This is a genomic window from Pseudomonas sp. SCB32, assembly GCF_009189165.1.
Lineage (GTDB): Bacteria > Pseudomonadota > Gammaproteobacteria > Pseudomonadales > Pseudomonadaceae > Pseudomonas.
The window spans coordinates 809,673-835,846 of the sequence record NZ_CP045118.1; the positions used below are offsets into that span (position 1 = coordinate 809,673).

Genomic DNA, 26,174 nt, shown 5'->3' on the forward strand with positions numbered 1-26,174 from the left:
AGCAATCTTAGCAATCATTTCCTCGCTCTGTCGCCGTAGTATTTCTTCCAGATTCACAGCCCGGACATCACGTCCCCCTGCGATCCGCCCAATCAGGCGTTTCGCGGCCCGCCGACCCAACAGGATCGCGCCGGCCACCGGGCTACGCACTGCCCAGAAGGCGGAGCGAGGTGAGCCGGCGCCAACAGCGACGAGCAGGACGAGATTCCCGAAGGGAGGCTGACGAGCCTCCCTTTTTTCTTGCCCGCGATTTCTCTGCCATCTTTACCCTGACTTTACTCAGTGCCTTGCAATACGGGGCCTGCGCCGTGGTCTATGGCAATGTCACATCACTGTTTTCGGCCCAGGCCGAAGTGAGGCGTTCATGAAGTCGGGCATCTGGCCGTTCGCCGGGGTTACGCTGCTTTCCCTGGCCATCGCTGCCCAGGCACTGGCAGCCGAGCCACAGGACCAGTCCGGTCAGTCCCAGGGGCGACCCGCCGCCAGCCAGGGCAATAATGGCGGCGGACGGACGCCGATGTCCCACGAGGGGCCGAGCCGCCCCATGGGCAATTGGCAGCAGCGCCCGGCTGAAAATTCGGGCGGACAATGGCAAGGCCATCCGCAAGGGAACGGCAATGGCCAGTGGCAGGGCCACCCGCAAGGGAACGGCAATGGCCAGTGGCAGGGCCACCCGCAAGGGAACGGCAATGGCCAGTGGCAAGGCCACCCTCAGGGCAATGGCAACGGCCAATGGCAAGTCCATCCGCAAGTGAACGGCAATGGTCAGTGGCAGGGCCATCCACCCGCCAGCAATGGCGGGCAATGGCAGGGGAACCCCAGGGGTGACCATGACTGGCATGGCAATTCACCGGGCAACAACGGTGGGCAGTGGTCGGGCCGTCCGCCCGCCGCCAATGCCAATCCGGGAATTCCCCCGCCCAGCGGTAACGACCAGTGGCACGGCCGCCCAATCGGCGCCGGCACCACTCAATGGCAAGGCGAGCATTCCGACCGGCCGGGCTGGCAAGGGGGCTCGCGTCCGCCTCCCGGTGGCTGGCAGGGGCGCCCGCCGCCGTCCCATGGCAACTGGGGGCCGCATCCCTCCTACTGGCGTCCGGGCTATGTGGTGAACAGCGTACCGGCCGGGCACTATCGGGTGCCTTATCGCGGGGCGGATTACTTCTTCGACGACGGCTACTGGTATCGCCCGTATGGCTCGCGCTACGTGGTGGTGACGCCGCCCTATGGCGTGCGCGTGCGCTACCTGCCGTCCTACGCCGAACAGGTGTGGATCGGCAGCATCGGCTACTTCCTGGTGGCGGGGACCTACTACCTGTGGCAGGCCGATTCGCAGGAGTACGAGGTGGTGGCGCCGCCGATGGAGCAGCCGCTGGTGGCGCAGTCAGCCTACGACGTGATCGCGTACCCGATGTATGGACAGGGGCCGGACCAGCAGAACCGCGACCGCTATGAATGCCATCAGTGGGCTGCCAACCAGAGCGGCTTCGACCCGGCCGCGGCGACGTACGCACCGCCGGCCTATGTCGCCGACAACTACCGCCGCGCCCTCGGCGCGTGCCTGAGCGGGCGCGGCTACAGCGTCAACTGATGGTCTCTTTGCCCACCACTTCCTGCGGATCGGCGTGCACCAGCACCTCGGCCCGCGGGAACTCCTTGTGGATCGCCAGCACCGCCTCGTCGCACAGCAGGTGCGCCTTGGACAGGGTCAGCTCGCCGGGCAGTTCCAGGTGCAGCTGGACGAACCAGTGAGTACCGGAAATCCGCGTGCGCAGGTCGTGGGCGCCGAGCACGCCGGGCACTTCGCGCACCAGTTCGAGCATGCGCGTGCTGACGTCCGGGGGCAGTTCCTCGTCCATCAGCACGGCGATGGATTCGCGGGCGATCTGGAAGGAGCTCCAGAGGATGTACAGGGCGATGCCCAGGCCGAAGATCGCATCCATCTGCTGCCAGCCGAACTGCGCCAGCACCAGGGCCACCAGGATGCTGCTGTTGAGCAGCAGGTCCGAGCGGTAATGCAGCGAGTCGGCGCGGATGGCGTTGGAGCCGGTGATCCTCACCACGTACCCCTGCACGGCCAGCAGCGCGGCGGTGAGGACCAGGGACAGGATCATGACCGCGATGCCCCAGCCGGCAGCCTCCACCGGCGCCGGGTGTTGCAGGCGGTCGATGGCCTGGGCGCCGACCAGCACCGCACTCACCGCGATGAACAGCGCCTGGGCCAGGCCCGAGAGGGATTCGGCCTTGCCGTGGCCGTAGCGGTGGTCGTCGTCCGCCGGGCGGATGGCGTAGTGCACCGCCAGCAGGTTGAGGAATGAGGCGGCGCCGTCGAGCAGCGAGTCGGTCAGGCCGGCGAGCAGGCTGACCGAGCCGCTGAGCCACCAGACGATGGCTTTGGCTATTACAAGGGTGATGGCCACGCCGAGCGACGAGAAGGTCGCCAGGCGCAGCAGGTGGGTATTGCTGGCGTGGGTGATCATGTGTCCATGCGGTTGGGCAGGAAATAGATGTAATCGAGCAGCGGCGCCTTCTGGCCGATGGCGGTCAGCGCCGCGCTCATCTGGCCGCGGTGGTGGGTGCCGTGATTGACCACATGCTGGACGATGTTGGCCAGGCTCTGGCGATGCTCCTGGCCGGCCATGTTGCGGTAGGCCAGCGCACTGCCGAGGGTGGCGTCGGTCTGCTTGTCGAGCCACAGCCGCCAGGCGTCGACGCCTTCCTTGAGGAAGGCGGTGAGGCCCGCGCGGTCGGGCGCCGCCTCAGCGTCCAGGCGTTCGAACTGCCAGGGCTCTCGCTGCACACGGGCGAACCAGATGCGGTCGACCACCGCGAGGTGGTTGAGGGTACCGTGCAGGCTGTCGAAGAACAGCCCGCGCGGTGCGCGATAGGCCGCCTCATCCAGAGGCGCGACGGCCTCCAGGATGCGGTCGTAGGCCCACTGGTGGTACGCCAGGAGTTGCTGAAGGTGTGAAGCGAGAGCGCCGTGCATATCAAGCCTCCGGGTGCATTCCCAGGCTGGCGAGTTGTTGGAGGCTGCCGCTGCGCTGGATCAGACGCGGGTCGTCCAGCGGCAGGCTGCGGCCGGTTTCGTGCTCGATGATCGCCTTGAGTTTAGCCTTGTCGACGGTGCCGTCTTCACTCACTGCATCCTTGAGCTTATCCGGCGCGACCGAGTACTTGGCATCGGGCAGGTAGATGGCGCCGGTAGCGAAGTCTACGCCGAAGGCGATCAGGCCCGGGATGATGTAGAACAACAGACCGATGGCGTCGAAGACCGCGATGGCCGGGTCGATTCGGCCGTCGATCTGGCCGCGGCGATCGGGGTAGAAGATAGTGCCGCAGGCCGTCAGTTGACTGAACAGGGTGGCGCAAAGAACCGCGCAGGACACACGGGTAGCGAGACGCATGGAGAACCTCCGGGAGGATGATGCCGGTAACTATATCAACGAGCTCGCTGCCGTTGCTGGCAGATTCGCACTATGTGGCGAGCTCGCTGCTTCTAAGACTCCTGAGTAGACCTTGCGGTTCGCCCGGTATAATCGCCGCGCCCCCGCGTCCGCCGGGTTACCGCAGCATGAAGTTTGGAATTTACGGAGCCGGCATGAACGCCCTTCCCATCGACAGTGTCCTCCCCGAGCTGCGCCAGGCCCTGGCCGCGCGCCACGAGGTGGTACTGGAAGCGCCGCCCGGCGCGGGCAAGACCACCCGCGTGCCGCTGGCGGTGCTCGATGAGCCCTGGCTGGCCGGGCAATCGATCCTGATGCTGGAGCCGCGTCGCCTGGCCGCCCGCGCTGCCGCCGAGCGCCTGGCCGCCGAGCTGGGCGAGAAGGTCGGCGAAACCGTCGGCTACCGCATTCGCCTGGACAGCAAGGTCGGCCCGAAGACGCGCATCGAAGTGGTCACCGAAGGCATCCTCGCCCGCCGCCTGCAGGACGACCCGGCTCTGGACGGCGTGGGGCTGGTGATCTTCGACGAATTCCACGAGCGCAGCCTGGACGCCGACCTCGCCCTGGCGCTGACCCTTAACGGCCGCGCGCTGTTGCGTGACGAGCCGGCGCTGAAGGTGCTGGTGATGTCCGCGACCCTCGAAGGCGAACGCCTCTCCGCGCTGCTCGACGACGCGCCTGTGGTGCGCAGCGAGGGTCGTATGTTCCCGGTGGATATCCGCTGGGGCCGTCCCTGGCAGGCCGGCGAATTCATCGAGCCGCGCGTGGTGCAGACGGTGCAGCAGGCGCTGGCCGACGAGGGCGGCAGCCTGCTGGTGTTCCTGCCCGGGCAGGCGGAGATTCGCCGCGTCGCCGAGCAACTGGGCGAAGCCTTGGCCGGCCGCCCGGAAGTCCTAATCTGCCCCCTGCACGGTGAACTCGACCTCGACGCCCAGCGCGCCGCCATCGAGCCCGCGCCAGCGGGCAAGCGCAAAGTGGTGCTGGCGACCAACATCGCCGAAACCAGCCTGACCATCGACGGCGTACGCGTGGTGGTGGATGCGGGGCTGGCGCGGGTGCCGCGCTTCGATCCGGGCAGCGGCATGACCCGCCTGGACACCCAGCGCATCTCCCGCGCTTCCGCCACCCAGCGCGCCGGCCGTGCCGGACGCCTGGAGCCGGGCGCCTGCTACCGGTTGTGGTCGGAGGCGCAGCATGACCAGCTGCCGGCCTATGGCACGGCGGAAATCCTTCAGGCCGACCTTGCCGGTCTCGCTTTGCAACTGGCGCGCTGGGGCGTTGCCCCGCAGGAGCTGGCCTGGCTCGACCTGCCGCCCGCCGCCGCATATGCCCAGGCCCTCGACCTGCTGGAGCGCCTGGGCGCGCTGGCCTCTCGCACCGGCGGCGGCAACCTGACGCCCCACGGCCAGGCGATGGCCGAGCTGCCGGCGCATCCACGCATCGCCCATCTGCTGTTGCGCGGACATGCCCTCGGCCTGGGGCCGCTGGCTTGCGACCTCGCCGCGCTACTGGGCGAACGCGACATCCTGCGCGGCAACGACGCCGACCTGCACCATCGCATCGCCCTGCTGGCGGGGGAGCAGAGTGCGCCGCGCGCCAGTCGTGGCGCGGTGCAACGGGTCCGGCAGCTGGCGCGGCAGTTCAAGGGCTACCTACGTGGGCCGGCCCGTGAACCGGTGAGCGATCCGGATCATTCCCGCTGGCTCGGCGGGTTGCTTGCCTTCGCCTACCCGGACCGCATCGCCCGCCAGCGTCGCGTCGGTGGCGGCGAATATCGATTGGCCAACGGCCGTGCCGCACTGTTCGGCGAGCCGGATGCCCTGATGAAGGAGCCCTGGCTGGTGATTGCCGACCTCGGCAGCCGCCAGGGGCAGCGCGAGGAACGCATCTACCTGGCGGCGGCGCTGGAGCCGGCGTTGTTCGAGTCGATCCTGGCTGAGCAGGTCAGCGTCCACGACGAGCTGGACTGGGACGAGCGCGAAGGCGTGCTGCGCGCCGAGCGTCAGCGCAAGGTCGGCGAGCTGGTGCTGGCCACCGAGGCCTTGCCGTCACTCGACGAAGAGGCCCGCAGCCGCGCATTGCTTGGCCTGGTGCGGCGCAAGGGCCTGGAGCTGCTGCCGTGGACGCCGGAGCTGCGCCAGTGGCAGGCGCGGGTCGCGCTGTTGCGTCGACTGGACCTGGAGGGCAAGGGCGAGAGCGAGTGGCCGGACGTCAGCGACGCGGCGTTGCTCGGCTCGCTGGAAGACTGGTTGCTGCCGTACCTGGGCAAAGTCTCGCGGTTGGCGCACTTCGCCAACCTGGAGCTGTCCGGGATTCTCCACGGCGTTCTGCCATGGCCGCTGCCGCAGCGCCTCGACGAGCTGGCGCCGCGCACCCTGCAGGTGCCGTCCGGGTCGAACATCCGCCTGGACTACACCGAGTTCCCGCCGGTGCTCGCGGTGCGTTTGCAGGAACTGTTCGGCCTGGCCGACACGCCGCGCATCGCTGGCGGGCGGCTGGCGGTGAAGCTGCACCTGTTGTCGCCGGCGCAGCGGCCGGTGCAGGTGACCCAGGACCTGGCCAACTTCTGGCGCAGTACCTATGCCGAGGTGAAGAAGGACCTGAAGGGGCGATATCCGAAGCATTACTGGCCGGATGACCCGCTGATCGCCGAGCCGACGGCGCGGGCCAAACCGCGCAAGGTGTGAGATTGGTGACCCGCAGGGGTATCTGTTTTCGGTGCGCTTGTAGGATGGCGTAGAGCGAAGCGAAACCCATCGAGCATGGACACCGGATTACAGGACAGCACGGGTTTCGCTTCGCTCTACCCATCCTACGTGCTGCATCTTTGCCGTCCTTTCCCTGGGGCAGCTGGTGCAAAGGTTTCAGCCTGACCCGAGCAGCACTTCCCTCACTTTTTCAGGGGAGGGCCGTGCAGGAGCGGAGTCATCCGCGATGCTCTTCGCGGCCTCGGATTTCATCGCGGACGGAGTCCGCTCCTATGCAATGCCCGCCTTCCCAGTTCAGGGCAGCTCCATCTCATATCCCGCCGCCTTCAGCTCGTCGTAGGCGTGGTCCAGCTGCGTTCGCAGTTGTTCGGCGTTGGGCGCGCGGCGGGAGATGATCAGTTTGGTCGGCACGCTGTACAGCCGGTCGAAGGCCAGCGGCGGCAACTGCAGTTCGCGGCGGGCCTGTTCCACCGGCGCCTGGTAGTCGATCAGGTAGTCGCCACGCTGGCGGTCGAGCATCTGCAGCGCCGCAGCGTGGGTGCTGGTGCGGTGCAGCTCCAGTTTCAGGTGGGAGTCGTCCAGCAGGTCGTTGATCGGCTTCCAGTAGCTGTAGCCGCTGATCAGGATGATCCGGCTGCCGGCCAGGCCCTGTGGCAGCTGTGGTGCGGAGCGCGACGGCAGACGGTAGAGGTTGAGCTCGACGTGGCCGAGGGTGCGCTCGCATTCCAGGGTGCTGTCGACCAGTTCGGGCTTGCCGGTAGCGCCGGCCCACAGCTGTACGCTGCCGTCCTGGAGGCCGAGGTACAGGCGCGCACTGGGCAGCGAACGGAAGCGGGCACGGTAGCCGGCCTTGAGCAGGATGCGCCGGACCATCTCGGCGCCACTGCCGTGGGTGCTGCCATCGGGGGCGGTGTAGGTGTAGGGCGGGAATTCGTAGTAGCCGACATCCAGCACCGGCAGCGGATGCGGCAGACGGTCGGCCAGGCTGGGGATGTCACGGGCGCTGGCGTGTAGGCAGAACAGTATGGCGATCAGCCAGGCGATACGGCGAAAGAGCATGGCTACCTGCGGTGAGTCTTGTCGTTATTGTGCGCGGCTGGCGCAGCATGCGTTGGCGCTGGCGTGCTTGTCCAGCGCCGGCCGGCGAGGGCGTGCGGCGCTGCTCAGTGCGGCAGCAGGAAGCGCCCGTTGAGCGGCAGGTGGTTGGAGATGCGCAGGGTGTCGTTGTGCCGCACGCTGGCGTCGAGGCGGCTCAGGCGGGAGCTGTAGAACAGGTAGTCGAGGGTGCGGTCGGGGTTGTGTACGCGCGGGTCGTTGGGGAAGTGGGTGTACCACTGTGACTGCTCGGTGCCGCTGGATTCCTGCACCGCCGGGATCACCGGGAAGCGCGCCGCCAGCAGGTTCAGTTCGCTGTTGGCGCGGTAGGGCGCGCGCAACACCTCGGGCAGGTAGGGGTACTGGCCCAGCGGCAGCAGGCCGAGGTCACCGCCCAGCAGCCAGGGCTGGCCAGCGCTCTGCAGCGCGTCGAGATGGCGCCCGAGGGCGTCGATCTGCCGTTGCGGGGTGTCGTCGCCGTTGGGGCGCTCCAGGCGCGTGTTGATCACGCTCAGCTGGCCGCCACCGCGGATCGGCAGCTGGCTCTGCAGCATGGCCGGCTGCGGGGCGAACAGGCGCAGCAGCGGGATCGCTGAGCGCTGCGGTAGCGCGATGCGCTCACCGCCACTGATCTGGAAGCGGCTGAAGGTCACCAGCTTGCGCCCGGCGCTGCCGAACACATGGGGGTTGGGATCGAAGCGCGCCTTCCAGTCGAAGGCGGCGGTGGAGCAGGGATAGAGGTCGGTCAGGCGGTCACCGATCAGCGCCTGCTGGTCCTGCTTGCCGGTGGCCGCCGCGCCGTCGTCGACTTCCTGCAGCAGGACGATGTCCGGCGCTTCGTCACGGATCACCCGCACCACTTCGTCGAGGCTGTAGGCGATATCTTCGACACTGGGCTTGTCGTCCGGGCCGATGGTGTCGGGCAGGTCGTTCCAGAAGATGTAGCGCTTGCCGGCCAGGTACTGGACGTTCCAGGTCATCACCTTCAGCGTCTGCCCCGGTTGCAGCTGCGGCGCCGGTGCGCGGCACTGAGCGGCCACCGCTTCACGTTCGGCGGGACGCCAGGCCAGCAGCCAGGCGCCGGCGGTCGCGGCGAGCAGCAGGACGATGAGCAGCAGGAACAGGGCGCGGCGTGGCAACGAGAGGTTCATTCAGCTTAGGGGCTATCCTTGATGTGCGAGAGGATAGTGTCTGTGACCGCGCATTTCACCTGCGCGTTTCCTCCGCGAGGCATTCTGCTCCTTGAGGCGCGGCAGCGCCGGGAGGTTCGCCCGATGACCGAGGCACTGATCGCCCAGCGCGGCCCCTTTGCGGTGGAGGTCCACGCCGGCGAGGACTATTTCTGGTGTCGCTGCGGCCGCAGCGCCAGCCAGCCCTTCTGTGACGGTTCGCACAAGGGCTCCGGCCTGCTGCCGCTGAAGTACCACGCCGCGCGCGACGAGCTGCTGTTCTTCTGTGGCTGCAAGCACACCCACACGCCGCCTTGCTGCGACGGGACCCACGCATCCCTGTGAGAGCCTGTTCAATGTCTCGCCGAACGCAGCTCAGGCAAACGACCAGCGGGAGTAACAGCCGAAGGCTGGCCCGAAGGGCGAGCGGAGCGAGTCAGGCAAAAACAGGCGAGAAAGCGCAGTTTACGAGTTGTAAATGAGCATTTTGAGCCTGTTTTCAACGCCGCATGGGCAAGTGCAGGCAGACATTGAGCAGGCTCAGAGGAGGCCGCATGCCGCGCAAACTCTTCACCCGCCAGGCCTATCGGCACAAGGTGGTGCTGGTCACCGGCGGCTGCTCGGGGATCGGCCGCGCCCTGGCGCTGCGCTTCGCCCAGGCCGGTTCGCACCTGGTGATCCTCGACCTCGACCAGGCGGCGCTGGACAGCCTGGTCCAGCACCTGCGCGAGCACCACAACGTCGAGGCGCTCGGCCTGCGCTGCGACATCGCCGACGCCGAGGCGGTGCGTCGCTGCGTGGCGTTGGCCATCGAACGCTTCGGCGGCATCGACGTGCTGGTGAACAATGCAGGCATCACTCACCGCAGCCTGTTCGCCGACACCGACCTTGCGGTGTTCCAGCGGGTCATGGCGGTGAACTTCTACGGCGCGCTGCACTGCACCCAGGCGGCGCTGCCCAGCCTGCTGGCGCGGCGTGGGCAGATCGTCGTGCTCAGCTCGCTGACCGGTTTCGCGCCGTTGCTCTACCGCAGCGCCTATAACGCCAGCAAGCATGCCCTGCACGGGCTGTTCGACACGCTGCGGATGGAGCTCGACGGCACGGGGGTGGCGATCACCCTGGCCTGCCCGGGATTTACCGCCACCGACCTGCGCAAGAACGCGCTGGTGGGGGATGGTTCGGTGATCCGCCAGCCTGCGCTGGCCCTGGGCGCCGACGTGGCGTCGCCGCGCGATGTGGCCGAAGCGATCTACCAGGGCGCACTGCGCCGCAAGCGGCTGCTGGTGCTGTCCAACGTCAATTGGCGCGCGCGCATCCTGGCGCGCTTCTTCCCGCGACTGTTCGAGAAGCTGCTGGTGCCGAAGATGTCGGGGCTCAAGCCGGGGCATTGAGTCGCCTCGGGACTACCCCTGTAGGAGCGGGCCACGCCCGCGAAAGCGCCGTAAGGCGGCTGAAGAGCATCGCGGGCATGGCCCGCTCCTACGGGTAGATCAACCCGCTCCGTAGGATGGCGTTGTACCGGGGTGCATCGGCCGGGCGAGCGGGAGTCAGTGCGAGTGCGAATCGTGGGCGCTACCCGCCAGGTCCATATCCCAGAACGACGCCTCGATCTTGTGCCCATCCAGGTCGCGGACGAAGCAGCCGTAGTAGGGATCGCCGTAGAGCGGACGTGGACCAGGCGCACCGTCATCGGTGGCGCCGGCGGCCAGCGCGGCCCGGTAGAAGGCGTCCACCGCTTCGCGGGTGTTGGCGATGAAGCCGAAATGGGTGCCGTTGCCCACGCTGGCGGGGCGGCCGTCGATCGGAGTCTGCACCCAGAATTCCGGGAATTCGCGTCCGTAGGCCACCGCGCCGGGATGCTCCATGATCGTCCGGCAGCCCAGGGCGGGCAGCACCGCGTCGTAGAAAGCTTTGGCGCGGGCGTAGTCGTTGGTGCCGATGGAAATGTGCGAAAGGCAGCTGGGTGGATAGCTCGGTTGGTCGCTCACGGGAGTCTCCGGTCAAGGGCGGGAGACTCCAGCGTAGATGGCGACCGGCTGCTTCGCCGTGGGATGTGTTGCCGATTGCTGCGGGGCCTCAGGCCTCGCGTCCCTCGTTTTCCTCGCTGCCGGGGCCGAGGATGTAGATGCGGTAGGCCGCCACCGTCACCAGCAACTGGAAGAAGCCACTGATGGAGTGCAGCAGCACGCCGGTGCCGGGCGAGTCCTGGGCGACCTGGCTGATCCAGCCCTCGGCCATCCAGACCGGTGCGAGGATCACCAGGGTGGTGGTGAGCAGCAGGAAGAAGTGCCCGCTGGTCAGGCGGAAGCTCTCGCGCATGGCGTCGATGGGCGAATTGCCGCGCTGCACCAGGATGAACTCGGAAAAGGTCATCTTGACCATGAAGAACAGGCCCGGCAGCACATAGAGCGCAAGGCCCACCAGGATCAGCAGCGAGCTCAGCGCCGAGAGCAGGGCGAAGGCCGGCCACAGCCGCAACGCCGCGTTCCACAGCTCGCGCACTCCGCGCTCGCGCCCTTCGCCCCGGTCGATGAGGAACAGGATCAGGCTGGCGGTGTAGATCGGATAGAACACCAGCCCGGCGGCCATGCCCCAGGGCGCGAAGTTCTGCGAGTCGACGGCGACGTCGATCTGCTGCTGGACCAGCGTTTCCACAATGATCCACGGCAGGCACAGCGGTAGCAGCGTGCCGATGTGACGGGTGAAGAAGAACCAGGTGTCGCGCAGGACTGAGATTGGATTCATCGGCATGGGAGACGGATCGACGGGCCTCGACTCTAACTTAAGCAAACCTTCAGTTGAAGGTAGGACATTTCAGTCCCCGGAACTTGTTTTTTGCCGTCCCGATCCAATCTTCCGTAAAACACCCCGCTCACTCGAGGCCCGCCATGAATTCCGAAGAGCAATCCCTGATCGATGGTCTGTTCGTCCGCCTGCGTGACGCCGAGGCACAGACCGCGCCGCGCGACGCCCAGGCCGAGGCGCAGATCAACCGGCACCTGGTGCAGCAGCCGGCGGCGCCCTACTACATGGCCCAGGCGATGCTGATCCAGGAAGCGGCGATCAAACGCCTGGACCAACGCGTCAAGGAGCTGGAGGCCCAGCAGGCCAAGGCTCAGGAGCAGCGTCCCAACAGCGGCGGCTTCCTCGCCGGCCTGTTTGGCGGCGGCCAGAGCCAGGAGCCGCGCCCCGCCCAGACGCAGGAGCGCCCCGATGGCTGGGGCCAGACGCGTTTCTCCCAGCCTGGCGGTAGCGCTGGCTATGCGAGCAACCCGAATGACTTTCGTCCGGCGGCTGCCCCGGCAGCGGCGCAGGCCGCGCCCCAGGGCGGCGGTTTCATGCGCGGCGCATTGCAGACCGCGGCCGGTGTTGCGGGCGGGGTGATGGTGGCAGACCTGCTGACCAGCATGTTCCACCACAACCAGCCGCAGGAAATCGTCGAGGTGATCCAGGAGCAGGTGCCGGTGCAGCCGGAGCCTTCGAATTTCGGTGATTCCCTCTCCGGTGGTGACCGTTACGCCGACAACGGCTTCAGCAACGCCAGCTACGACGATAGTGGCGACTCCAGCTTCTTCGACGACGACGGCGACATGTTCAGCTGACCCGACTCGAGGTCCGTCCCGCCCACCGGGACTGGCGGGGGCCGCGCGCTGTGTCGATAATGCGCCCCCGCCGCAAGAGTCCCGGAGCTTTCGTTGAAGACCATCGCACTGTTCGCCGACGTGCAGAACCTCTACTACACCGTGCGTCAGGCCTACGGCTGCCACTTCAACTACGCGGCCCTGTGGGCGGAGCTGAGCCGCCAGGGCACCATCGTCCAGGCCTATGCCTACGCCATCGACCGGGGCGACGCGCGTCAGCAGCAGTTCCAGCAGATCCTGCGCAACTTAGGCTTCACCGTGCGGCTCAAACCCTACATCCAGCGCAGCGATGGCTCGGCCAAGGGCGACTGGGACGTGGGCATCACCATCGATATCCTCGACGCCGCGCCCAAGGTGGACGAAATCGTCCTGGCCTCCGGTGACGGCGACTTCGACCTGTTGCTCGAACGCGTCCGTGCCGGCGGCACCGACGCCACCGCCTACGGCGTGCCCGGCCTGACCGCCCAGGCGCTGATCCGCGCCGCCAGCCGCTACGTGCCTATCGACGGCCCGTTGCTGCTGCGCCACTGAGCCCAGCGGCTACAATGCCGCCCATTCCCGACTTCTCTGCGAGCGCTCCATGACCTTCGCCTCCCTCGGCCTGATCGATCCCTTCCTGCGCGCCCTCGACGGGCTCGGCTACCAGACCCCGACGCCGGTCCAGGCCCAGGCCATCCCCGCGGTCCTCAAGGGCCGTGACCTGCTCGCCGCCGCGCAGACCGGCACCGGCAAGACCGCCGGTTTCGCCCTGCCGTTGTTGCAGAAATTGCTGCAGGAAGGCCCGCAGGTCGCCGCCAACTCGATCCGCGCGCTGGTGCTGGTGCCGACCCGCGAACTGGCCGAGCAGGTGCACGAGAGCTTCCGCGCCTATGGCCAGCACGTACCGCTGCGCACGGCGGTGGCGTACGGCGGGGTGAGCATCAACCCGCAGATGATGAAGCTGCGCAAGGGCGTCGACGTACTGGTGGCGACCCCCGGCCGGCTGCTCGACCTGTACCGGCAGAACGCCCTGAAATTCACCCAGCTGCAGGCCCTGGTGCTGGACGAGGCCGACCGCATGCTCGACCTGGGCTTCGCCCGCGAGCTGGACGAAGTCTTCGCCGCGCTGCCCAGGCGCCGGCAGACCCTGCTGTTCTCCGCGACCTTCTCCGACGCCATCCGCCAGATGGCGCGTAACCTTTTGCGCGACCCGCTGACCATCGACGTGGCGCCGCGCAACACGGCGGCGAAGACGGTGAAGCAGCACCTGGTCACCGTGGACAAGAAGCGCAAGGCGGAGCTGTTCCTGCACCTGCTGCGCGAACAGGGCTGGAGCCAGGCGCTGGTGTTCGCCAAGACCCGCAAGGGTGTCGACGAACTGCTCGGCCTGCTGCAGGAAGAGGGCATCCGCGCCGACTCGATCCACGGCGACAAGCCGCAGCCGGCGCGCCTGCGCGCCCTGGCCCGGTTCAAGGCCGGCGAGGTGGACTTCCTCATCGCCACCGACGTGGCCGCCCGCGGCCTGGATATCGAGGAGATGCCGCTGGTGGTCAACTTCGACCTGCCCATCGTCCCCGAAGACTACGTGCACCGTATCGGCCGTACCGGCCGCGCCGGCGCCAGCGGGCAGGCGATCTCGCTGGTCTGCGCCGACGAAGTGCAGCAGCTGGCGGCCATCGAGACGCTGATCGGCCAGACTCTGAAGCGCCATGAGGAAGACGGCTTCGAGCCGGACCACCGGGTGCCGGTCACCACGCCGGGCGGTCAGGTGCTGAAGAAGCCGAAGAAGCCCAAGCAACCCAAGGTGCCGGAGGGCAAGCCAGGCAAGGTCCACCTCGGCGCACTGCTGGAGGACAAGCCGCAAGTCAAGGCGGTGCGCAAGGCGCCGGGCTTTGGCCTGGGGGGCAAGGCAGGCGGCGGCAAGCCGGCCGGTGGCAAGTCATCTTCCGGTAAGCCGCCTGCCGGCAAGGGCCGCCGTCCCTGAGCCGCTAAGGCGCGCGTTGGCCGCGCCTGCTCTATCGCGGTGCGAAGCCAAGGGTTGAATCCGGGAATTCCGGAGCGTTCAGGTGCGTGGCGCAAAACCTGCATTTCCGTGTGCAATCCCCAACGCCTATAGTGTGCGCATCGCGCACACAACAAGAACGACACCCCATGCGCCACAAGGAACTCAAAGCCTGGACCGGCGGAGTCGCCCATCTGCTCCCGCTGGCCGCCGGCCGCCCGCGTCTGCTCGGCCTCAGCCAGTGGCTGCAGCAGGTCTGCACGGTGGATAACTTCGTGCTCTTCGTCTACGAAGGCAATCACCGCCCACTGGACCTGTTCGACACCTTCCCGGCCGACGTCCGCCACGTCTATGTCGAGGATTACCAGGTCGGCCCCTACCTGCTCGATCCCTTCTACCTCGCCTGCACCCGCAACCAGGCGCCGGGCCTCTGGCGCCTGCGCCAGTTTGCGCCGGACCACTTCTACCTCGGCGAGTACTACCAGACCTACTACCAGCAGACCGGCCTGACCGAGGAGATCGCCTTCTTCGTCGACCTCGCCGATGGCGCCACGGCGGTGCTGTCGCTGATGCGCAAGACCGTAAGCCCCGCCTACAGCCGCGACGAGATGCAGATGCTTGAGTGCGCACGGCCGGTGGTGGAACAGGTGGTGCGCGAGGCCTGGGAACTGCGCCGCGCACAACCGCGCCCGGAGCAGGACCTCGACTACCAGATCCGCGAGGCGTTCGACCAGTTCGGTGCGCAGGTGCTCACCGCCCGCGAGCAGGAGATCGTCCAGCTGCTGCTGCGCGGCCACTCCAGCGCCTCGGTGGCGGAGCAGCTGGACATCAGCCCCGGCACGGTGAAGATCCACCGCAAGAACATCTACGCCAAGCTCGGCATCGGCAGCCAGTCGGAGCTGCTGGGCCTGTTCATCCGCGAATTGGGTGGGCGGGATGCGGCGGGTGGGATGCTGGCGGTGGGCTGAGCGGCGGCTCTTCGTAGGAGCGAGGGGGCGCCCAGCCCTTGCTCGCGAACCGACCTGGCTCGGTGTCCTGGAATGTTCGCGAGCAAGCTCGCGCCTACAGATACAGACAGCTCCGGGTGCCCTTTGTAGGAGCGGGCCATGCCCGCGATCGCGGGCATGGCGCGCTCCTACAGGGAAGCCCATTCCGCGATTGCGTGCCGAGAGAACCAATCACGCCATCTATCCCCCGAGGGATATATACACCCCGAAAGCCCCATTGATAGCGTGACTGCCAACAAGAACAAGGTTGGAGTGCGCGGTGATGGAGAGCGGTCAGGATTTCGATATCGAATTCCGTAACGTGGTCAAGCGCTACGGCAGCGTGCCGGCGGTCAACGGCCTGAGCTTCAAGGTGAAGCGCGGCGCCTTCCATTCCTTCCTCGGCAGTTCAGGCTGCGGCAAGACCACCACCCTGCGGATGATCGCCGGCTTCGAGCAGCCCAGCGAAGGCGAAGTGCTGCTGGCCGGCCAGGCGGTGGCCGGGGTGCCGGCGCACCAGCGGCCGGTGAACATGGTGTTCCAGCATTACGCACTGTTCCCGCACCTGACGGTGGCCGAGAACATCGCCTATGGCCTGCGCTATCGCACGCCGCGCCCGGACCGCGCGCAGCAGCGCCGGATGGCCGACGAGGCGCTGGAGATGGTGCGCCTTTCCGGCTTCGGTGCGCGCAAGCCGCACGAGCTTTCCGGCGGTCAGCAGCAGCGCGTGGCGCTCGCCCGCGCACTGGTGAACAAGCCCACCGTGCTGCTGCTCGACGAGCCGCTGGCCGCGCTCGACCGCAAGCTGCGCAAGGAGATGCAATCGGAACTGCTGCGCCTGCAGCGCGAGGTCGGCATCACCTTCGTGCTGGTCACCCATGACCAGGAAGAGGCGCTGTCGATGAGCGACAGCATCAGCATCATGAAAGATGGCCTGATCATCCAGACCGCTACGCCCGAAGCGCTCTACGAAACCCCGGCGAGCCGCTACGTGGCCGACTTCATCGGCGAGTCGAACCTGTTCTCCGGCACCGTGCGGCGCTTCGAGGGCGAGCGCGTGGTGTTGGGCACCTCGGCGGGCCTGGAGCTGAGCAGCCCGGCGACGCCCACCGGCCCGCTGCTTTCGCCCCAGGCCGAGGGCTGTATCGCGGTGCGTCCGGAGCTGATCGGCATCGCCGCCGCCGACTCGGAACTGCAGCGCGAGGTGCGCCTGAAAGGCCGCGTCGAGGACCGCATCTATCTGGGCAATCTCACCGAATACCGCGTACGTACCGACGCCTTCGGCATCGTCTGCGTGCGTGTGCCGCGCCTGGCCGGCGGCGCGGGTGAAGGCTTCGAACACGGCGCGCCGGTGCAGGTCGGCTGGAACCAGGCCAGCGGCCTGGCCATGGCCCTCTGAGCCTGGCGAATCCCGATGATCCAACCCTAACGACAGACAATCAGCAGACAGGCGGGGAGTGACGATGGACAAGAAGAACTTCATCAAGACGATGCGCAGCTGGGAAAACGGCTCCATCACGCGTCGCGAGTTTCTCGGCAAGACCGGCCTCGGGCTGGCGATGGCCGTGGTGGCTGCCAACACCCCCGGCCTGTTGACTGGCAAGGCTTATGCGGGAGAGAACACTTCCATCGGCGACCGCCTGGCCCTGGCCACCTGGCCGAACTACCACAGCCCGGAGAATTTCGAGGCCTTCGCCAAAACCACCGGCGCCCGGGTGCAGATGAACGTGTTCGGCTCCAACGAGGAGATGCTCGCCAAGCTGCAGGCTGGCGGCAGCGGCTGGGATGTCTTCGTGCCGACCAACTACACCATCAGCACCTACGTGCAGCTCGGGCTGATCGAGCCGCTGGACCTCTCGCGCATCCCCAACTTCGACCCGAAGGCCTTCCAGGAGCGCTTCATGGCCCAGGGCACGGTGGATGGCAAGGTCTACGCGGTGCCGAAGAACTGGGGCACCACCGGGATCATCTACGACGCAAGCCACATCAAGGGCAATCCGGATTCCTGGAAGCAGTTCTGGGACCTGACGCTGACCAGCGCCTCGGGGCGCACCATCGTCCACGACTACCAGCTCACCGCCATCGGCAACGCGCTCAAGTACTACGGCTACAGCTTCAACTCGCTGGACCCGAAGGAGCTGGCCGAAGCCGAGAAGCTGTTGATCCAGTCCAAGCCGCACCTGTTCGCCATCAACTCCGACATCCAGCCCTCGCTGCGCAATGGCGACGCCTGGATGGCCATGGCCTGGACCGGCGACGCCTCCCAGCTGCACCGCGACAACCCGGAAATGACCTTCGTGCTGGGCAAGGAGGGCGGCGAAATCTGGAGCGACTTCTTCGCCATTCCCAAAGGCGCCGAGCACAAGGACGCCGCCTATGCGTTCATCAACTACCTGCTCGACCCGCAGCACAACAAGCTGGAAGTGCTCGCCCACGGCTACCCGAGCGGGGACAAGCGCGTCGATGCGCTGCTGTCCAAGGCGATGCTCGACGACCCGATCATGTACCCGGCGGCCGAGCGGCTTTCACCGCTGGAGTTCGGCGCCGCGGCGACCCTTACCAGCCCGGCGCGTGCCGAACTGATGGCGCGGTTCAAGGCGGCGTAAGCCGGCACTGGGTTCCCGCGTTCGCGGGAATGACGATGAAGGCGCGTGTCCTGACGTCACCCCCGCGAATGCGGGGGCCCAGTGACTGATGCCGCTCACAGGCGACAACCCCATGCCTAGGGATTCGAACATGAACATCGCTGTCAGCGCTCCGTTGCCGCAGACCCGGGCGACGCCCTCGGTCTCGCGTGCGCAAAGCCTCGGCCGGCGCGTCACGCTGCTGCTGCTTTTGCCCTCCACCCTGTGGTTCCTGCTTCTGCTCATGATGCCGCTGGTGATCATCCTGGTCTTCAGCTTCGGCGAGCGCAGCGCCGTGGGCGGCTACGGCGGCGGGCTGACGCTGGAGAACTACCTGAACCTCGGCTCCCGCGCCCAGGCCTTCTGGAACACCCTGACCCTGGCGCCGCTGGGCACCCTGGCGTGCCTGCTGGCGGCCTATCCGCTGGCCTACTTCCTGGCGGTGAAGGTGCGGCGCAACAAGTCGCTGCTGCTGACCCTGGTCATCGTGCCGTTCTGGACCAGCTTCCTGATCCGCACCTACGCCTGGATCTTCCTGCTCAGCGGCCGTGGCATCCCGGCGCTGCTGGAGACCTTCGGCATCGCCGACGTGCGCCTGATCAACACGCCTTACGCGGTGCTGATCGGCATCGTCTACGGCTATCTGCCGCTGATGGTGTTCCCCATCTACGTGGCCCTGGAGAAACTCGACAAACGCCTGCTTGAAGCCTCCGGCGACCTCGGCGCCAGTGCCTTCGAAACCTTCCGCCGGATCACCCTGCCGCTCTCCGCGCCGGGGGTGATCACCGGGGTGATGCTGGTGTTCATCCTGCTCATGGGCGAGTTCCTGATTCCGGCGATCCTCGGCGGCGGCAAGGTGTTCTTCGTCGGCAACGCCCTGGTCGACCTGTTCCTGCAATCGCGCAACTGGCCCTTCGGCAGTGCGGTGGCGATGACCCTGGTGGCGATGATGCTGGCGATCATCGGCCTGTACCTGAAACTCGTGGCCCGCTTCGGCGGCTCGCGCAACGACGGGGTGCTCTGACATGTGGCTGCGCAGTTACTCCACCTCGGTCTACCTGTTCCTCTACGCGCCTATCGCGCTGATCATGCTCTTCGCCTTCAATGCCGGGCGCAGCGGGCTGAGCTTCCAGTGCTGCTCGGTGCAGTGGTTCGGCCGCGCCTTCGGCAACCCGTTCATCATGGAAGCCCTGGGCAACAGCGCGCTGATCGCCCTTTGCTCGGCGCTGATCGCCACGCTGTTCGGCACCCTCGCGGTGTTCGGCCTGCAGCGGGTCGGCAAGCGGGTACGGCTGCTGTTCGACGCGCTGACCTACTGCGCGATCATCGTGCCGGGCATCGTCATTGGTATCGCCACGCTGATCGCCTTCATCACCCTGTTCGACATCCTCAACCCACTGCTGGCGCTGCTGGATATCGGCCTGCCGAAACTCAACATGGGCTTCGGCACGGTCATGGCGGCGCATTCGCTGTTCACCATGGCACTGGTGATGGTGATCGTCCGCACCCGCGTCGAGGCAATGGACCAGTCGCTGCTGGAGGCTTCCGCCGATCTCTATGCGCCGCCACTGGATACCTTCTGGCGCGTGATGCTGCCGCAGATCGCCCCGGCCATCCTCGCCGGCTTCCTGTTGGCGTTCACCTTCAGCTTCGACGATTTCATCATCGCCTTCTTCGTCGCCGGCTCTGAAACCACGCTGCCGATCTACATCTTCTCGTCGATCCGCCGGGGTATCACGCCGGAGATCAACGCCATCTCCACGGTGATCATCTGCGCCTCGCTGGCGCTGCTGTTCACCTCCCGCTACCTGCAGAACCGCCGCACCGGCGTACAGGCCGCCTGAAGGCCGACTTCAAGGAGACTCGAGGATGCGTGACCAGCTCTACATCAACGGGCAGTGGGTCAGGCCGGACCTGGGCGGCCACTTCACCAGCTTCGACCCGGCCACCGGCCAGCCCCTGCGGGAAGTGCCGGCGGCCACCGAAGAAGACGTCGACCATGCCGTGCGCGCGGCGCACACGGCGTTCAATCGTGGCTGGGGCCAGACCCGTGGCGCCGAGCGTGCCGAGTGGCTGGAGGCGTTGGCCGCCGAACTCGAGCGCAATCAGGATGCCCTGGCCGAGCTGGAGGTGCGCGACAACGGCAAGCCGCTGCCCGAGGCGCAATGGGACGTGGCCGACGCCATCGGTTGCTTCCGCTACTACGCGGAGCTGGCGCGGCAACTGGACGAGCGCCAGGACCAGGTCCTGGCGCTGCCCGACGAGCGCTTCCGCTGCCGCATCCGCCAGGAACCAGTGGGCGTGGCGGGGCAGATCATCCCCTGGAACTACCCGCTGCTGATGGCTTCGTGGAAGGTCGCGCCGGCCCTGGCAGCGGGCGCGACCTGCGTGCTCAAGCCGTCCGAGCTGACCCCGCTGAGCGCGCTGGAGCTGGCCGCCGCGGCGGATGCCGTGGGGCTGCCGGCGGGTGTGCTGAACGTGCTGCCCGGCCTGGGCGCGGAGGCCGGTGGGCCGCTCAGCCAGCACCCGGGCGTGGACAAGCTGGCCTTCACCGGCAGCGTTCCGACCGGCTCGCGGATCATGTCGGCGGCGGCTCAGGACATCAAGAACGTCAGCCTGGAGCTGGGCGGCAAATCGGCCTTCATTGTCTTCGACGACAGCGATGTCGAAGCGGCGGTGGAATGGATCCTGTTCGGCATCTTCTGGAACCAGGGCCAGGTATGCAGCGCCACCTCGCGCCTGCTGGTACAGGAGGGCATCGCCCCGCGCCTGATCGAGCGGCTGGTGGAGGCGACCCGCGCCATCACCATCGGCAACGGCCTGGAGCCGGGCGTGCTGCTCGGCCCGCTGGTCAGCCAGGGGCAGCACGAGAAGGTGCTGGGTTTCGTCGAGAAGGGCCGCGCGGGCGGCGCCCGGTTGCTTACCGGCGGAAGGCGTCCGGCGGGGCTGGAGGAGGGCTGGTTCATTGAACCGGCGATCTTCGACGAGCCGGCCGAGGACGCGCTGATCTGGCGCGAGGAAATATTCGGCCCGGTGCTCTGCGTGAAGCGCTTCAAGACTGAGGCTGAGGCCCTGCGCCTGGCCAACGACAGCCGCTTCGGCCTGGCCGGCGCGGTGATGTCGGGCGACCCGCAGCGCGCCGCGCGGGTGGCCGACGGGCTGCGCGCGGGGATCGTCTGGGTCAACTGCTCGCAACCGACTTTCACCCAGGCGCCCTGGGGCGGCATGAAGCAGAGCGGCATCGGCCGCGAGCTGGGCGTGTGGGGGCTGGAGAATTACCTGGAGGTGAAGCAGGTGACCGAGTACATCTCGGACCAGCCGTGGGGGTGGTACCTGAAGGACTGACGGCTCCCTCTGAAAAACTTCGCGGGCATGACCCGCTCCTACAAGAGCTTGCCGAAGCCCCCTGTAGGAGCGGGTCATGCCCGCGAACGGTTGTACACCCTATGTCCGGGTTCGGCTCATAGCGGTCGCTGCATGTAGCGACTGCCGGCCACGCCCGGCAGGGTCGAGGCGCGCTCCACCTGCACGCTGAAGCCCAGCCGCTCGTAGAGCGCCTGGGCCTTGGGGTTGGCCGTGGAGACATCCAGCGCCGCCATGGGCAGGCCGGCGCTGCGGCCGATCTGCAGGAAGTGCTCGATCAACTGGCTGCCCAGCCCCTCGCCACGCCGCGCCGAGGTGACGCCCAGGTGCGCCAGGTAGAGAGTGCGCCGGGGCGGCGGGCAGATGATCCGTTCCAGTTGCAGGCCGCGAACGATCACCCTCGGTGAGCCGAGCCGGAAGTAGCCGAGGATCTGCCGGGTGGCCGCGAGCATGTAGCCGAGGTTCACCTCGCCGCCGAACACCGTCCCCGCCGCCACCACTTCACCATCCCGTTCGCCGACCCAGTGCTGGCGCCAGCCGAACTGGCCGCCGCCCTGGAGAAAGGCGTAGCGCAGGAAGTCCTGGGCGCTGTTGCGGCCAGGGCGGGCGAAGGCGTAGTCGAAGGCGTCGGGACCGGAGCTGTAGATCAGCGGGACGGCGGCGTCGATATCATCGGGGCGGGCGCGGCGGAAGGTCAGTGACATGCAGGCGACTCCTGGCTGGGAGCCTGAAATCTAGCACTGTCGTTCCATTTGCGCAGTGCTCAGTTGTTCCTCTGCAACCAGTGCAGGGCACCGAGCCCGGCGGCGCGGCCGCTGGCGAAGCAGGCGGTGAGCAGGTAGCCGCCGGTGGGCGCTTCCCAGTCGAGCATTTCGCCCGCGCAGAACACGCCGGGCAGCGCCTTGAGCATCAGGGCGTCGTCCAGCGCCTCGAAGGTCACGCCGCCGGCGCTGCTGATAGCTTCGTCGAGTGGGCGGGTACGCACCACTGTCAGCGGCAGGGCCTTGATCAGCGTGGCCAGGCGCTGTGGGTCGGCGTAGTCGGCGGCTGTGGACAACTCCCGCAAGAGCCCGGCACGCACGCCGTCCAGGCCAAGGCGGCCGCGCAGGTGGTTGGCCATGGACTTGGAGCCGCGCGGCTGCGCCACGGCCTTCGCCACCTGTTCCAGGCTGCGGTTGGGCAGCAGGTCGAGGTGCACCGTAGCGCTGCCGTGCTGCTCGATGCGTCCGCGGATCGCGGCGGATAGCGCATAGACCAGGCTGCCCTCGATGCCGCCGGCGGTGACCACGAACTCGCCCTGGCGAGGTTCGCCATCTGCCACGGACATGGCCACCGGCTTGACCGGCGCGCCAGCGAACTTGTCGCGGAAGAACTCGCTCCAGCCCTGTACTTCGAAGCCACAGTTGGCCGGGCGCAGCGGCGAGATACCCACAGAGCGCTCGGCCAGCAGTGGCACCCAGGCGCCGTCGGAGCCCAGGCGTTGCCAGCTGCCGCCGCCGAGGGCGAGCACGACGACGTCGGCGGTGATGCTGCGCGCGCCCTCCGGGCTGTCGATCAGCAGGGCGCCTTCGGCATCCCAGCCCAGCCAGCGGTGGCGGGTGTGGATAACCACACCAGCGTCGCGCAGGCGTTTGAGCCAGGCGCGCAGCAGCGGTGCGGCCTTCATGTCGGTAGGGAAGACGCGGCCGGAGGTGCCGACGAAGGTGTCGATGCCCAGGCCGTGAATCCACTGGCACAGCGCCTGGTTGTCGAAGGCGTCGATCAGTGGCGCCAGGGTTTGCGCGCGTTGCCCATAGCGCGACAGGAACGGCTCGCGCGCCTCCGAATGGGTGATGTTCATGCCACCCACGCCAGCCAGCAGGAATTTGCGCCCGACCGAGGGCATGGCGTCGAACAACTCGACCTTCACCCCGGCGCTGGCCAGGACTTCAGCGGCCATGAGGCCGGCGGGGCCTCCGCCGAGGACGGCAGCGGTACGGGAAGTGGGGGCAGGGGTGTGGGTCATGCGGTGGCCAGGCGGGGAGAGGCGATCGGGGCGCAATTCTAGCGCAGCGGCCTCGTCCGCCGGCTGAACATTTTCCAGCCAGCACCGCCGAACGCCGTACACATCGGCGCTGCACGCGCTTTCCCGCAGCTTATCCACAGGCTGCTCCACAGTTGCCGTGGACAACCGCTCGCGTGCGAAGGCGGTCATGAGGGGGAGGGGCGTTCATGGGAGCGGCTCGTGATGCTGTTCCCTGGTTCTCACGCGGAGGCGATTGCGATAATTCCTACAAGGGATCGGGAGAGCGCCTAATTCTGGCGCTTTTGTGAATCCGTCAGCATGCCGGCCTGTTGCATTAACGGTCCTGTCTGGCGATGAAAGTGCGTGATTACCTCCGTTCCCATGAAGCCCACCTGTGGGGTGAAGGCAACGATACCCGAGTGCGGGTCAACGGCGTCGATATCGTCATTCGACGGCTGCCCAGCGATGAGATCCGCGACCTGCTGAACGAAGCTGTGGCGCACATGCTGGTGCGCCTGGAAAAGAACATTCGGCAGTCGAAGCTGAAGTTCGAGCAGAAGCTGCTCGAACGTATCTCGCTGCAGGTGGCGCTGCATAACCTCTACGTGTTCACCAACTGGAGCCGCTTCCTGCCGCGCTATCTGGAGTACGCCGGCCCGCTGCGGGCCCAGGAGCTGCTCAAGCACCATGTGCCGGAGCAGGTACTGGCCGTCTGCGAAAAGGTCTATGGCGCGGATGCCCGGCAACGGGCCGGGGTCCTGCTGGGGTATTCCGAGCACGAGCTGGCGCGCTGGGAGCAGCAACGCCTGCCCTCGCGCATGGACACCAACAACTCGCGCTATCGGCTGAGCTGAAGCTCCACCGCTACCCGGCTGGCGCTGTGGTGCAGGATGCCATGGCGCCGTGCCAGGGCCTGGCGGTCCTTGTCGTAGCCGCCGCCGATCACGCCCACTACCGGGATATCGCTGGCGAGGCAGCGGCGGATGACGTGCTCGTCACGGGCCGCCAGTCCCGCGTCGGTGAGTTGCAGGTAGCCCAGGGCGTCATCCTTGTGAACGTCGACGCCGGCGTCGTAGAGGACGATGTCCGGCTGGTACAGCGGCAGCAGGTAATCCAGAGCCTCTTCGACCACCTTCAGGTACTGGGCATCGCCCAGGTGCAGCGGCAGGGGAATGTCCCAGTCGCTCTGCGCCTTGCGTGCAGGGAAGTTCTTCTCGCAGTGCAGTGAGACGGTCACCGCGTCCGGGACGTTCTCCAGGATGCGCGCGGTGCCGTCGCCCTGGTGCACGTCGCAGTCGAAGATCAGCACGCGGTTGGCTTTGCCGCTTTCCAGCAGGTACAGGCTGATCACCGCCAGGTCGTTGAAGATGCAGAAGCCCGAGGCGTGGTCGTAATGTGCGTGGTGCGTGCCGCCCGCCAGGTGGCAGGCCAGGCCGTGTTGCAATGCGAGCTCCGCGCTGAGCACCGATCCGCCCACCGCCCGCACGGTGCGTCGGGCCAGCGCCTCGCTCCAGGGCAGGCCGAGGCGGCGCAGTTCTTCGCGGCTCATCTCGCCGCTGCAGTAGCGTTCGATGTAGGCACGGTCGTGGGCCAGGGCGAGGACGTCCACCGGGCAAAGCTCCGGGCGCAGCAGCTCGGCGTCACGGGTCAGTCCGCTGTCCACCAGGTGATCGCGCAGCAGGCGGAACTTCTCCATGGGGAAGCGGTGATTGTCCGGGAAGGGCGGACTGTAGTCGTCGTGGTAGACCAGGGGCAGCGGCATGGCGTCGGTGGGGCGGGGGATATGTGTCACAGGGTACGTCGCCAAGAGGCGCAGACGAAAGGGCCGGCAATGCGCCGGCCCTTTTGCATTCAACCTTCGCTGGAGAACGCGGCGTTGCGTTCGGCGCTGCGGCTGGTGGCGACCGCGATGGACCACAGCACGAAGCCGCCGATGGCCAGCAGGCTGCCGACCCAGCCCGGCGAGGTCCAGCCGTAGCCGGCCGCCAGGGCCAGGCCACCGAGGTACGGGCCCAGCGCATTGGCGAAGTTGAACGCCGAGTGGTTCAGCGCCGCGGCCAGGCCCTGGGCGTCTTCGGCGACGTCCATCAGGCGGGTCTGCAGCACGGTGCCCAGGGCGCCGCCGAAGCCGACGAAGAACACGCAGATGCCGATGCTCCAGATGTTCCCCGCGGTGAACGGGAAGATCGCCAGCACCACCGCGCTCCACACCAGCAGGCCACCGGCGGTGGGCATCACGGCACGGTCGGCGAGCACGGGGATGAACAGGTTGCCCAGGGTCATGCCGACGCCGAACACCGCCATCACCAGTGGCACGATGCTGGGGGAAACCTGGGTGACCGCGCCGAGGATGTCGGCCAGGTAGGTGTACACCGCGAACAGTCCGCCGAAGCCGATGGCGCCGATGCCCAGGGTCATCCAGACCTGGCCGCGCTTGAGTGCGCCCAGCTCGCGCAGCGGGCTGGAGTCGGGCTCGGCGGGCGAAAAGGGCGCGAACAGGCGCACGCAGATCATGGTGGCCACGCCCAGCGCGGCTACCAGGGCGAAGCTCCAGCGCCAGCCCACGGCCTGGCTCAGCCAGTTGGCCACCGGCACGCCGATGATGGTGGCGACGGTGAGGCCGAGGAACATCCGCCCGACCGCCACGGTGCGCCGGTGCGGCGGCACCACGGAGGCTGCGACCAGCGCGGCGATGCCGAAGTAGGCGCCGTGGGGCAGGCCGCTGATGAAGCGGAACAGCAGCATCCAGTGGTAGGTCGGCGCCAGGGCGCTGAGGCCGTTGCCGACGGCGAACAGGGCCATCAGCAGCACCAGCAGGGTACGCCGCGGCAGGCGCGCGCCGAGCACCGCCAGCAATGGCGCACCCACCACCACGCCCAGGGCGTAGGCGCTGATCACATGGCCGGCGGTCGGGGCATCGATGCCCAGGGCGGGGGCGAAGTAGGGCAGCAGGCTCATGGTGGCGAATTCGGTGGTGCCGATGGCGAAGCCGCCGACGGCAAGCGCGAAAAGCACCAGGGCCGTACTGCGGTGCAGTCCGGTGGTGGAGGTCGTCATGGGTTTTCCTTGGTCTTTTTCGAGGTGCGCCGTGCGGCGCGGCTGTCTGCTCAGGGCACGCTCAAGGCAGTGACCGACAGCGAGGGTGCGACAAAAATA

General features: G+C 67.4%; 25 protein-coding genes. 14 read left to right on the forward strand and 11 right to left on the reverse strand.

Annotated features, from left to right (window positions below):
- Positions 1-364: 364 nt before the first annotated feature.
- Positions 365-1,591 (forward strand): DUF6515 family protein, encoded by a 1,227-nt coding sequence (locus GA645_RS29240; protein WP_256676057.1) that lies wholly within the window; start codon positions 365-367, stop codon positions 1,589-1,591.
- Here GA645_RS29240 and GA645_RS03935 read toward each other — a convergent pair.
- Genes GA645_RS03935 through GA645_RS03945 form a run of 3 tightly spaced genes read right to left on the reverse strand, consistent with a single transcriptional unit; the run spans position 1,584 to position 3,407 of the window.
- Entirely contained in the window at positions 1,584-2,480 is an 897-nt protein-coding gene (locus tag GA645_RS03935; RefSeq protein WP_152220128.1) for a cation diffusion facilitator family transporter, read from the reverse strand. The two genes, GA645_RS29240 and GA645_RS03935, sit on opposite strands and share 8 nt — an antisense overlap.
- Positions 2,477-2,989 carry a DinB family protein gene (locus tag GA645_RS03940; protein ID WP_152220131.1) on the reverse strand — a complete coding sequence of 171 codons (513 nt, stop codon included), beginning with the start codon at positions 2,987-2,989 and terminating at the stop codon, positions 2,477-2,479. Before GA645_RS03940 ends, GA645_RS03935 begins: the two co-directional genes overlap by 4 nt.
- 1 nt (position 2,990) lies before the next feature.
- Positions 2,991-3,407 carry a polyribonucleotide nucleotidyltransferase gene (locus GA645_RS03945; RefSeq protein WP_152220142.1) on the reverse strand — a complete coding sequence of 139 codons (417 nt, stop codon included), beginning with the start codon at positions 3,405-3,407 and terminating at the stop codon, positions 2,991-2,993.
- A gap of 194 nt (positions 3,408-3,601) precedes the next feature.
- Here GA645_RS03945 and hrpB point away from each other — a divergent pair, with 194 nt between their 5' ends.
- On the forward strand, positions 3,602-6,133 hold the full coding sequence (gene hrpB / locus GA645_RS03950) for an ATP-dependent helicase HrpB (RefSeq protein WP_152220144.1): 2,532 nt from the start codon (positions 3,602-3,604) through the stop codon (positions 6,131-6,133).
- A 315-nt stretch (positions 6,134-6,448) separates the two neighbouring features.
- On the opposite strand, the gene GA645_RS03955 is transcribed toward hrpB, so the two are convergent.
- Positions 6,449-7,213 (reverse strand): ABC transporter substrate-binding protein, encoded by a 765-nt coding sequence (locus GA645_RS03955; protein ID WP_152220147.1) that lies wholly within the window; start codon positions 7,211-7,213, stop codon positions 6,449-6,451.
- 104 nt (positions 7,214-7,317) lie between these two features.
- On the reverse strand, positions 7,318-8,400 hold the full coding sequence (locus tag GA645_RS03960) for an endonuclease/exonuclease/phosphatase family protein (protein WP_152220150.1): 1,083 nt from the start codon (positions 8,398-8,400) through the stop codon (positions 7,318-7,320).
- A gap of 123 nt (positions 8,401-8,523) precedes the next feature.
- Between GA645_RS03960 and GA645_RS03965 the strand changes: the two genes are divergently transcribed.
- Positions 8,524-8,763, forward strand: a complete 240-nt coding sequence (locus tag GA645_RS03965) for a CDGSH iron-sulfur domain-containing protein (protein WP_152220151.1) — start codon at positions 8,524-8,526, stop codon at positions 8,761-8,763.
- A gap of 209 nt (positions 8,764-8,972) precedes the next feature.
- The gene (locus GA645_RS03970; RefSeq protein ID WP_152220153.1) at positions 8,973-9,809 is read left to right on the forward strand and encodes an SDR family oxidoreductase; all 837 of its coding nucleotides are present in this window, start codon (positions 8,973-8,975) and stop codon (positions 9,807-9,809) included.
- 156 nt (positions 9,810-9,965) lie between these two features.
- On the opposite strand, the gene GA645_RS03975 is transcribed toward GA645_RS03970, so the two are convergent.
- A complete protein-coding gene (locus GA645_RS03975) occupies positions 9,966-10,406 on the reverse strand; it encodes a VOC family protein (RefSeq protein WP_152220155.1) in 441 nt (146 codons plus the stop codon).
- An 88-nt stretch (positions 10,407-10,494) separates the two neighbouring features.
- Entirely contained in the window at positions 10,495-11,163 is a 669-nt protein-coding gene (locus GA645_RS03980) for a YciC family protein (protein ID WP_178119607.1), read from the reverse strand.
- Between the two features lie 143 nt (positions 11,164-11,306).
- On the opposite strand from GA645_RS03980, the gene GA645_RS03985 reads away from it, so the two are divergent.
- The 9 genes from GA645_RS03985 (at position 11,307) to GA645_RS04025 (ending at position 20,995) form a co-directional block, all read left to right on the forward strand.
- Complete coding sequence (locus GA645_RS03985) at positions 11,307-12,020, forward strand: DUF2076 family protein (protein ID WP_152220159.1); 714 nt, start codon at positions 11,307-11,309, stop codon at positions 12,018-12,020.
- 93 nt (positions 12,021-12,113) lie between these two features.
- Positions 12,114-12,590: an NYN domain-containing protein gene (locus GA645_RS03990; protein WP_152220161.1), complete on the forward strand. Its 477-nt coding sequence runs from the start codon at positions 12,114-12,116 to the stop codon at positions 12,588-12,590.
- Positions 12,591-12,639: 49 nt separating this feature from the next.
- Positions 12,640-14,022, forward strand: coding sequence for a DEAD/DEAH box helicase (locus GA645_RS03995; RefSeq protein WP_152220164.1), 1,383 nt, complete (start codon positions 12,640-12,642; stop codon positions 14,020-14,022).
- Positions 14,023-14,189: 167 nt separating this feature from the next.
- The gene (locus GA645_RS04000) at positions 14,190-15,008 is read left to right on the forward strand and encodes a LuxR C-terminal-related transcriptional regulator (protein ID WP_152220166.1); all 819 of its coding nucleotides are present in this window, start codon (positions 14,190-14,192) and stop codon (positions 15,006-15,008) included.
- A 301-nt stretch (positions 15,009-15,309) separates the two neighbouring features.
- Complete coding sequence (locus GA645_RS04005) at positions 15,310-16,425, forward strand: ABC transporter ATP-binding protein (RefSeq protein ID WP_152220168.1); 1,116 nt, start codon at positions 15,310-15,312, stop codon at positions 16,423-16,425.
- 64 nt (positions 16,426-16,489) lie between these two features.
- On the forward strand, positions 16,490-17,632 hold the full coding sequence (locus GA645_RS04010; protein WP_152220170.1) for a PotD/PotF family extracellular solute-binding protein: 1,143 nt from the start codon (positions 16,490-16,492) through the stop codon (positions 17,630-17,632).
- Positions 17,633-17,762: 130 nt separating this feature from the next.
- The gene (locus tag GA645_RS04015) at positions 17,763-18,674 is read left to right on the forward strand and encodes an ABC transporter permease (RefSeq protein ID WP_152220172.1); all 912 of its coding nucleotides are present in this window, start codon (positions 17,763-17,765) and stop codon (positions 18,672-18,674) included.
- Position 18,675: 1 nt separating this feature from the next.
- Entirely contained in the window at positions 18,676-19,494 is an 819-nt protein-coding gene (locus GA645_RS04020; RefSeq protein WP_152220174.1) for an ABC transporter permease, read from the forward strand.
- Positions 19,495-19,519: 25 nt separating this feature from the next.
- Entirely contained in the window at positions 19,520-20,995 is a 1,476-nt protein-coding gene (locus tag GA645_RS04025) for an aldehyde dehydrogenase family protein (protein ID WP_152220176.1), read from the forward strand.
- A 116-nt stretch (positions 20,996-21,111) separates the two neighbouring features.
- Here the strand turns inward: GA645_RS04025 and GA645_RS04030 are convergent, their stop codons facing one another.
- Complete coding sequence (locus GA645_RS04030) at positions 21,112-21,717, reverse strand: GNAT family N-acetyltransferase (protein WP_152220178.1); 606 nt, start codon at positions 21,715-21,717, stop codon at positions 21,112-21,114.
- A 59-nt stretch (positions 21,718-21,776) separates the two neighbouring features.
- Entirely contained in the window at positions 21,777-22,952 is a 1,176-nt protein-coding gene (locus tag GA645_RS04035) for a TIGR03862 family flavoprotein (protein ID WP_256676058.1), read from the reverse strand.
- A 419-nt stretch (positions 22,953-23,371) separates the two neighbouring features.
- On the opposite strand from GA645_RS04035, the gene GA645_RS04040 reads away from it, so the two are divergent.
- The gene (locus GA645_RS04040; protein WP_152220182.1) at positions 23,372-23,872 is read left to right on the forward strand and encodes a hypothetical protein; all 501 of its coding nucleotides are present in this window, start codon (positions 23,372-23,374) and stop codon (positions 23,870-23,872) included.
- Here the strand turns inward: GA645_RS04040 and GA645_RS04045 are convergent.
- Together GA645_RS04045 and GA645_RS04050 are read right to left on the reverse strand one after the other, a co-directional pair.
- Positions 23,857-24,780 carry a histone deacetylase gene (locus tag GA645_RS04045; RefSeq protein WP_152227886.1) on the reverse strand — a complete coding sequence of 308 codons (924 nt, stop codon included), beginning with the start codon at positions 24,778-24,780 and terminating at the stop codon, positions 23,857-23,859. The genes GA645_RS04040 and GA645_RS04045 overlap by 16 nt on opposite strands.
- Before the next feature lie 89 nt (positions 24,781-24,869).
- Positions 24,870-26,075 (reverse strand): MFS transporter, encoded by a 1,206-nt coding sequence (locus GA645_RS04050; protein WP_152220184.1) that lies wholly within the window; start codon positions 26,073-26,075, stop codon positions 24,870-24,872.
- Positions 26,076-26,174 lie beyond the last annotated feature (99 nt).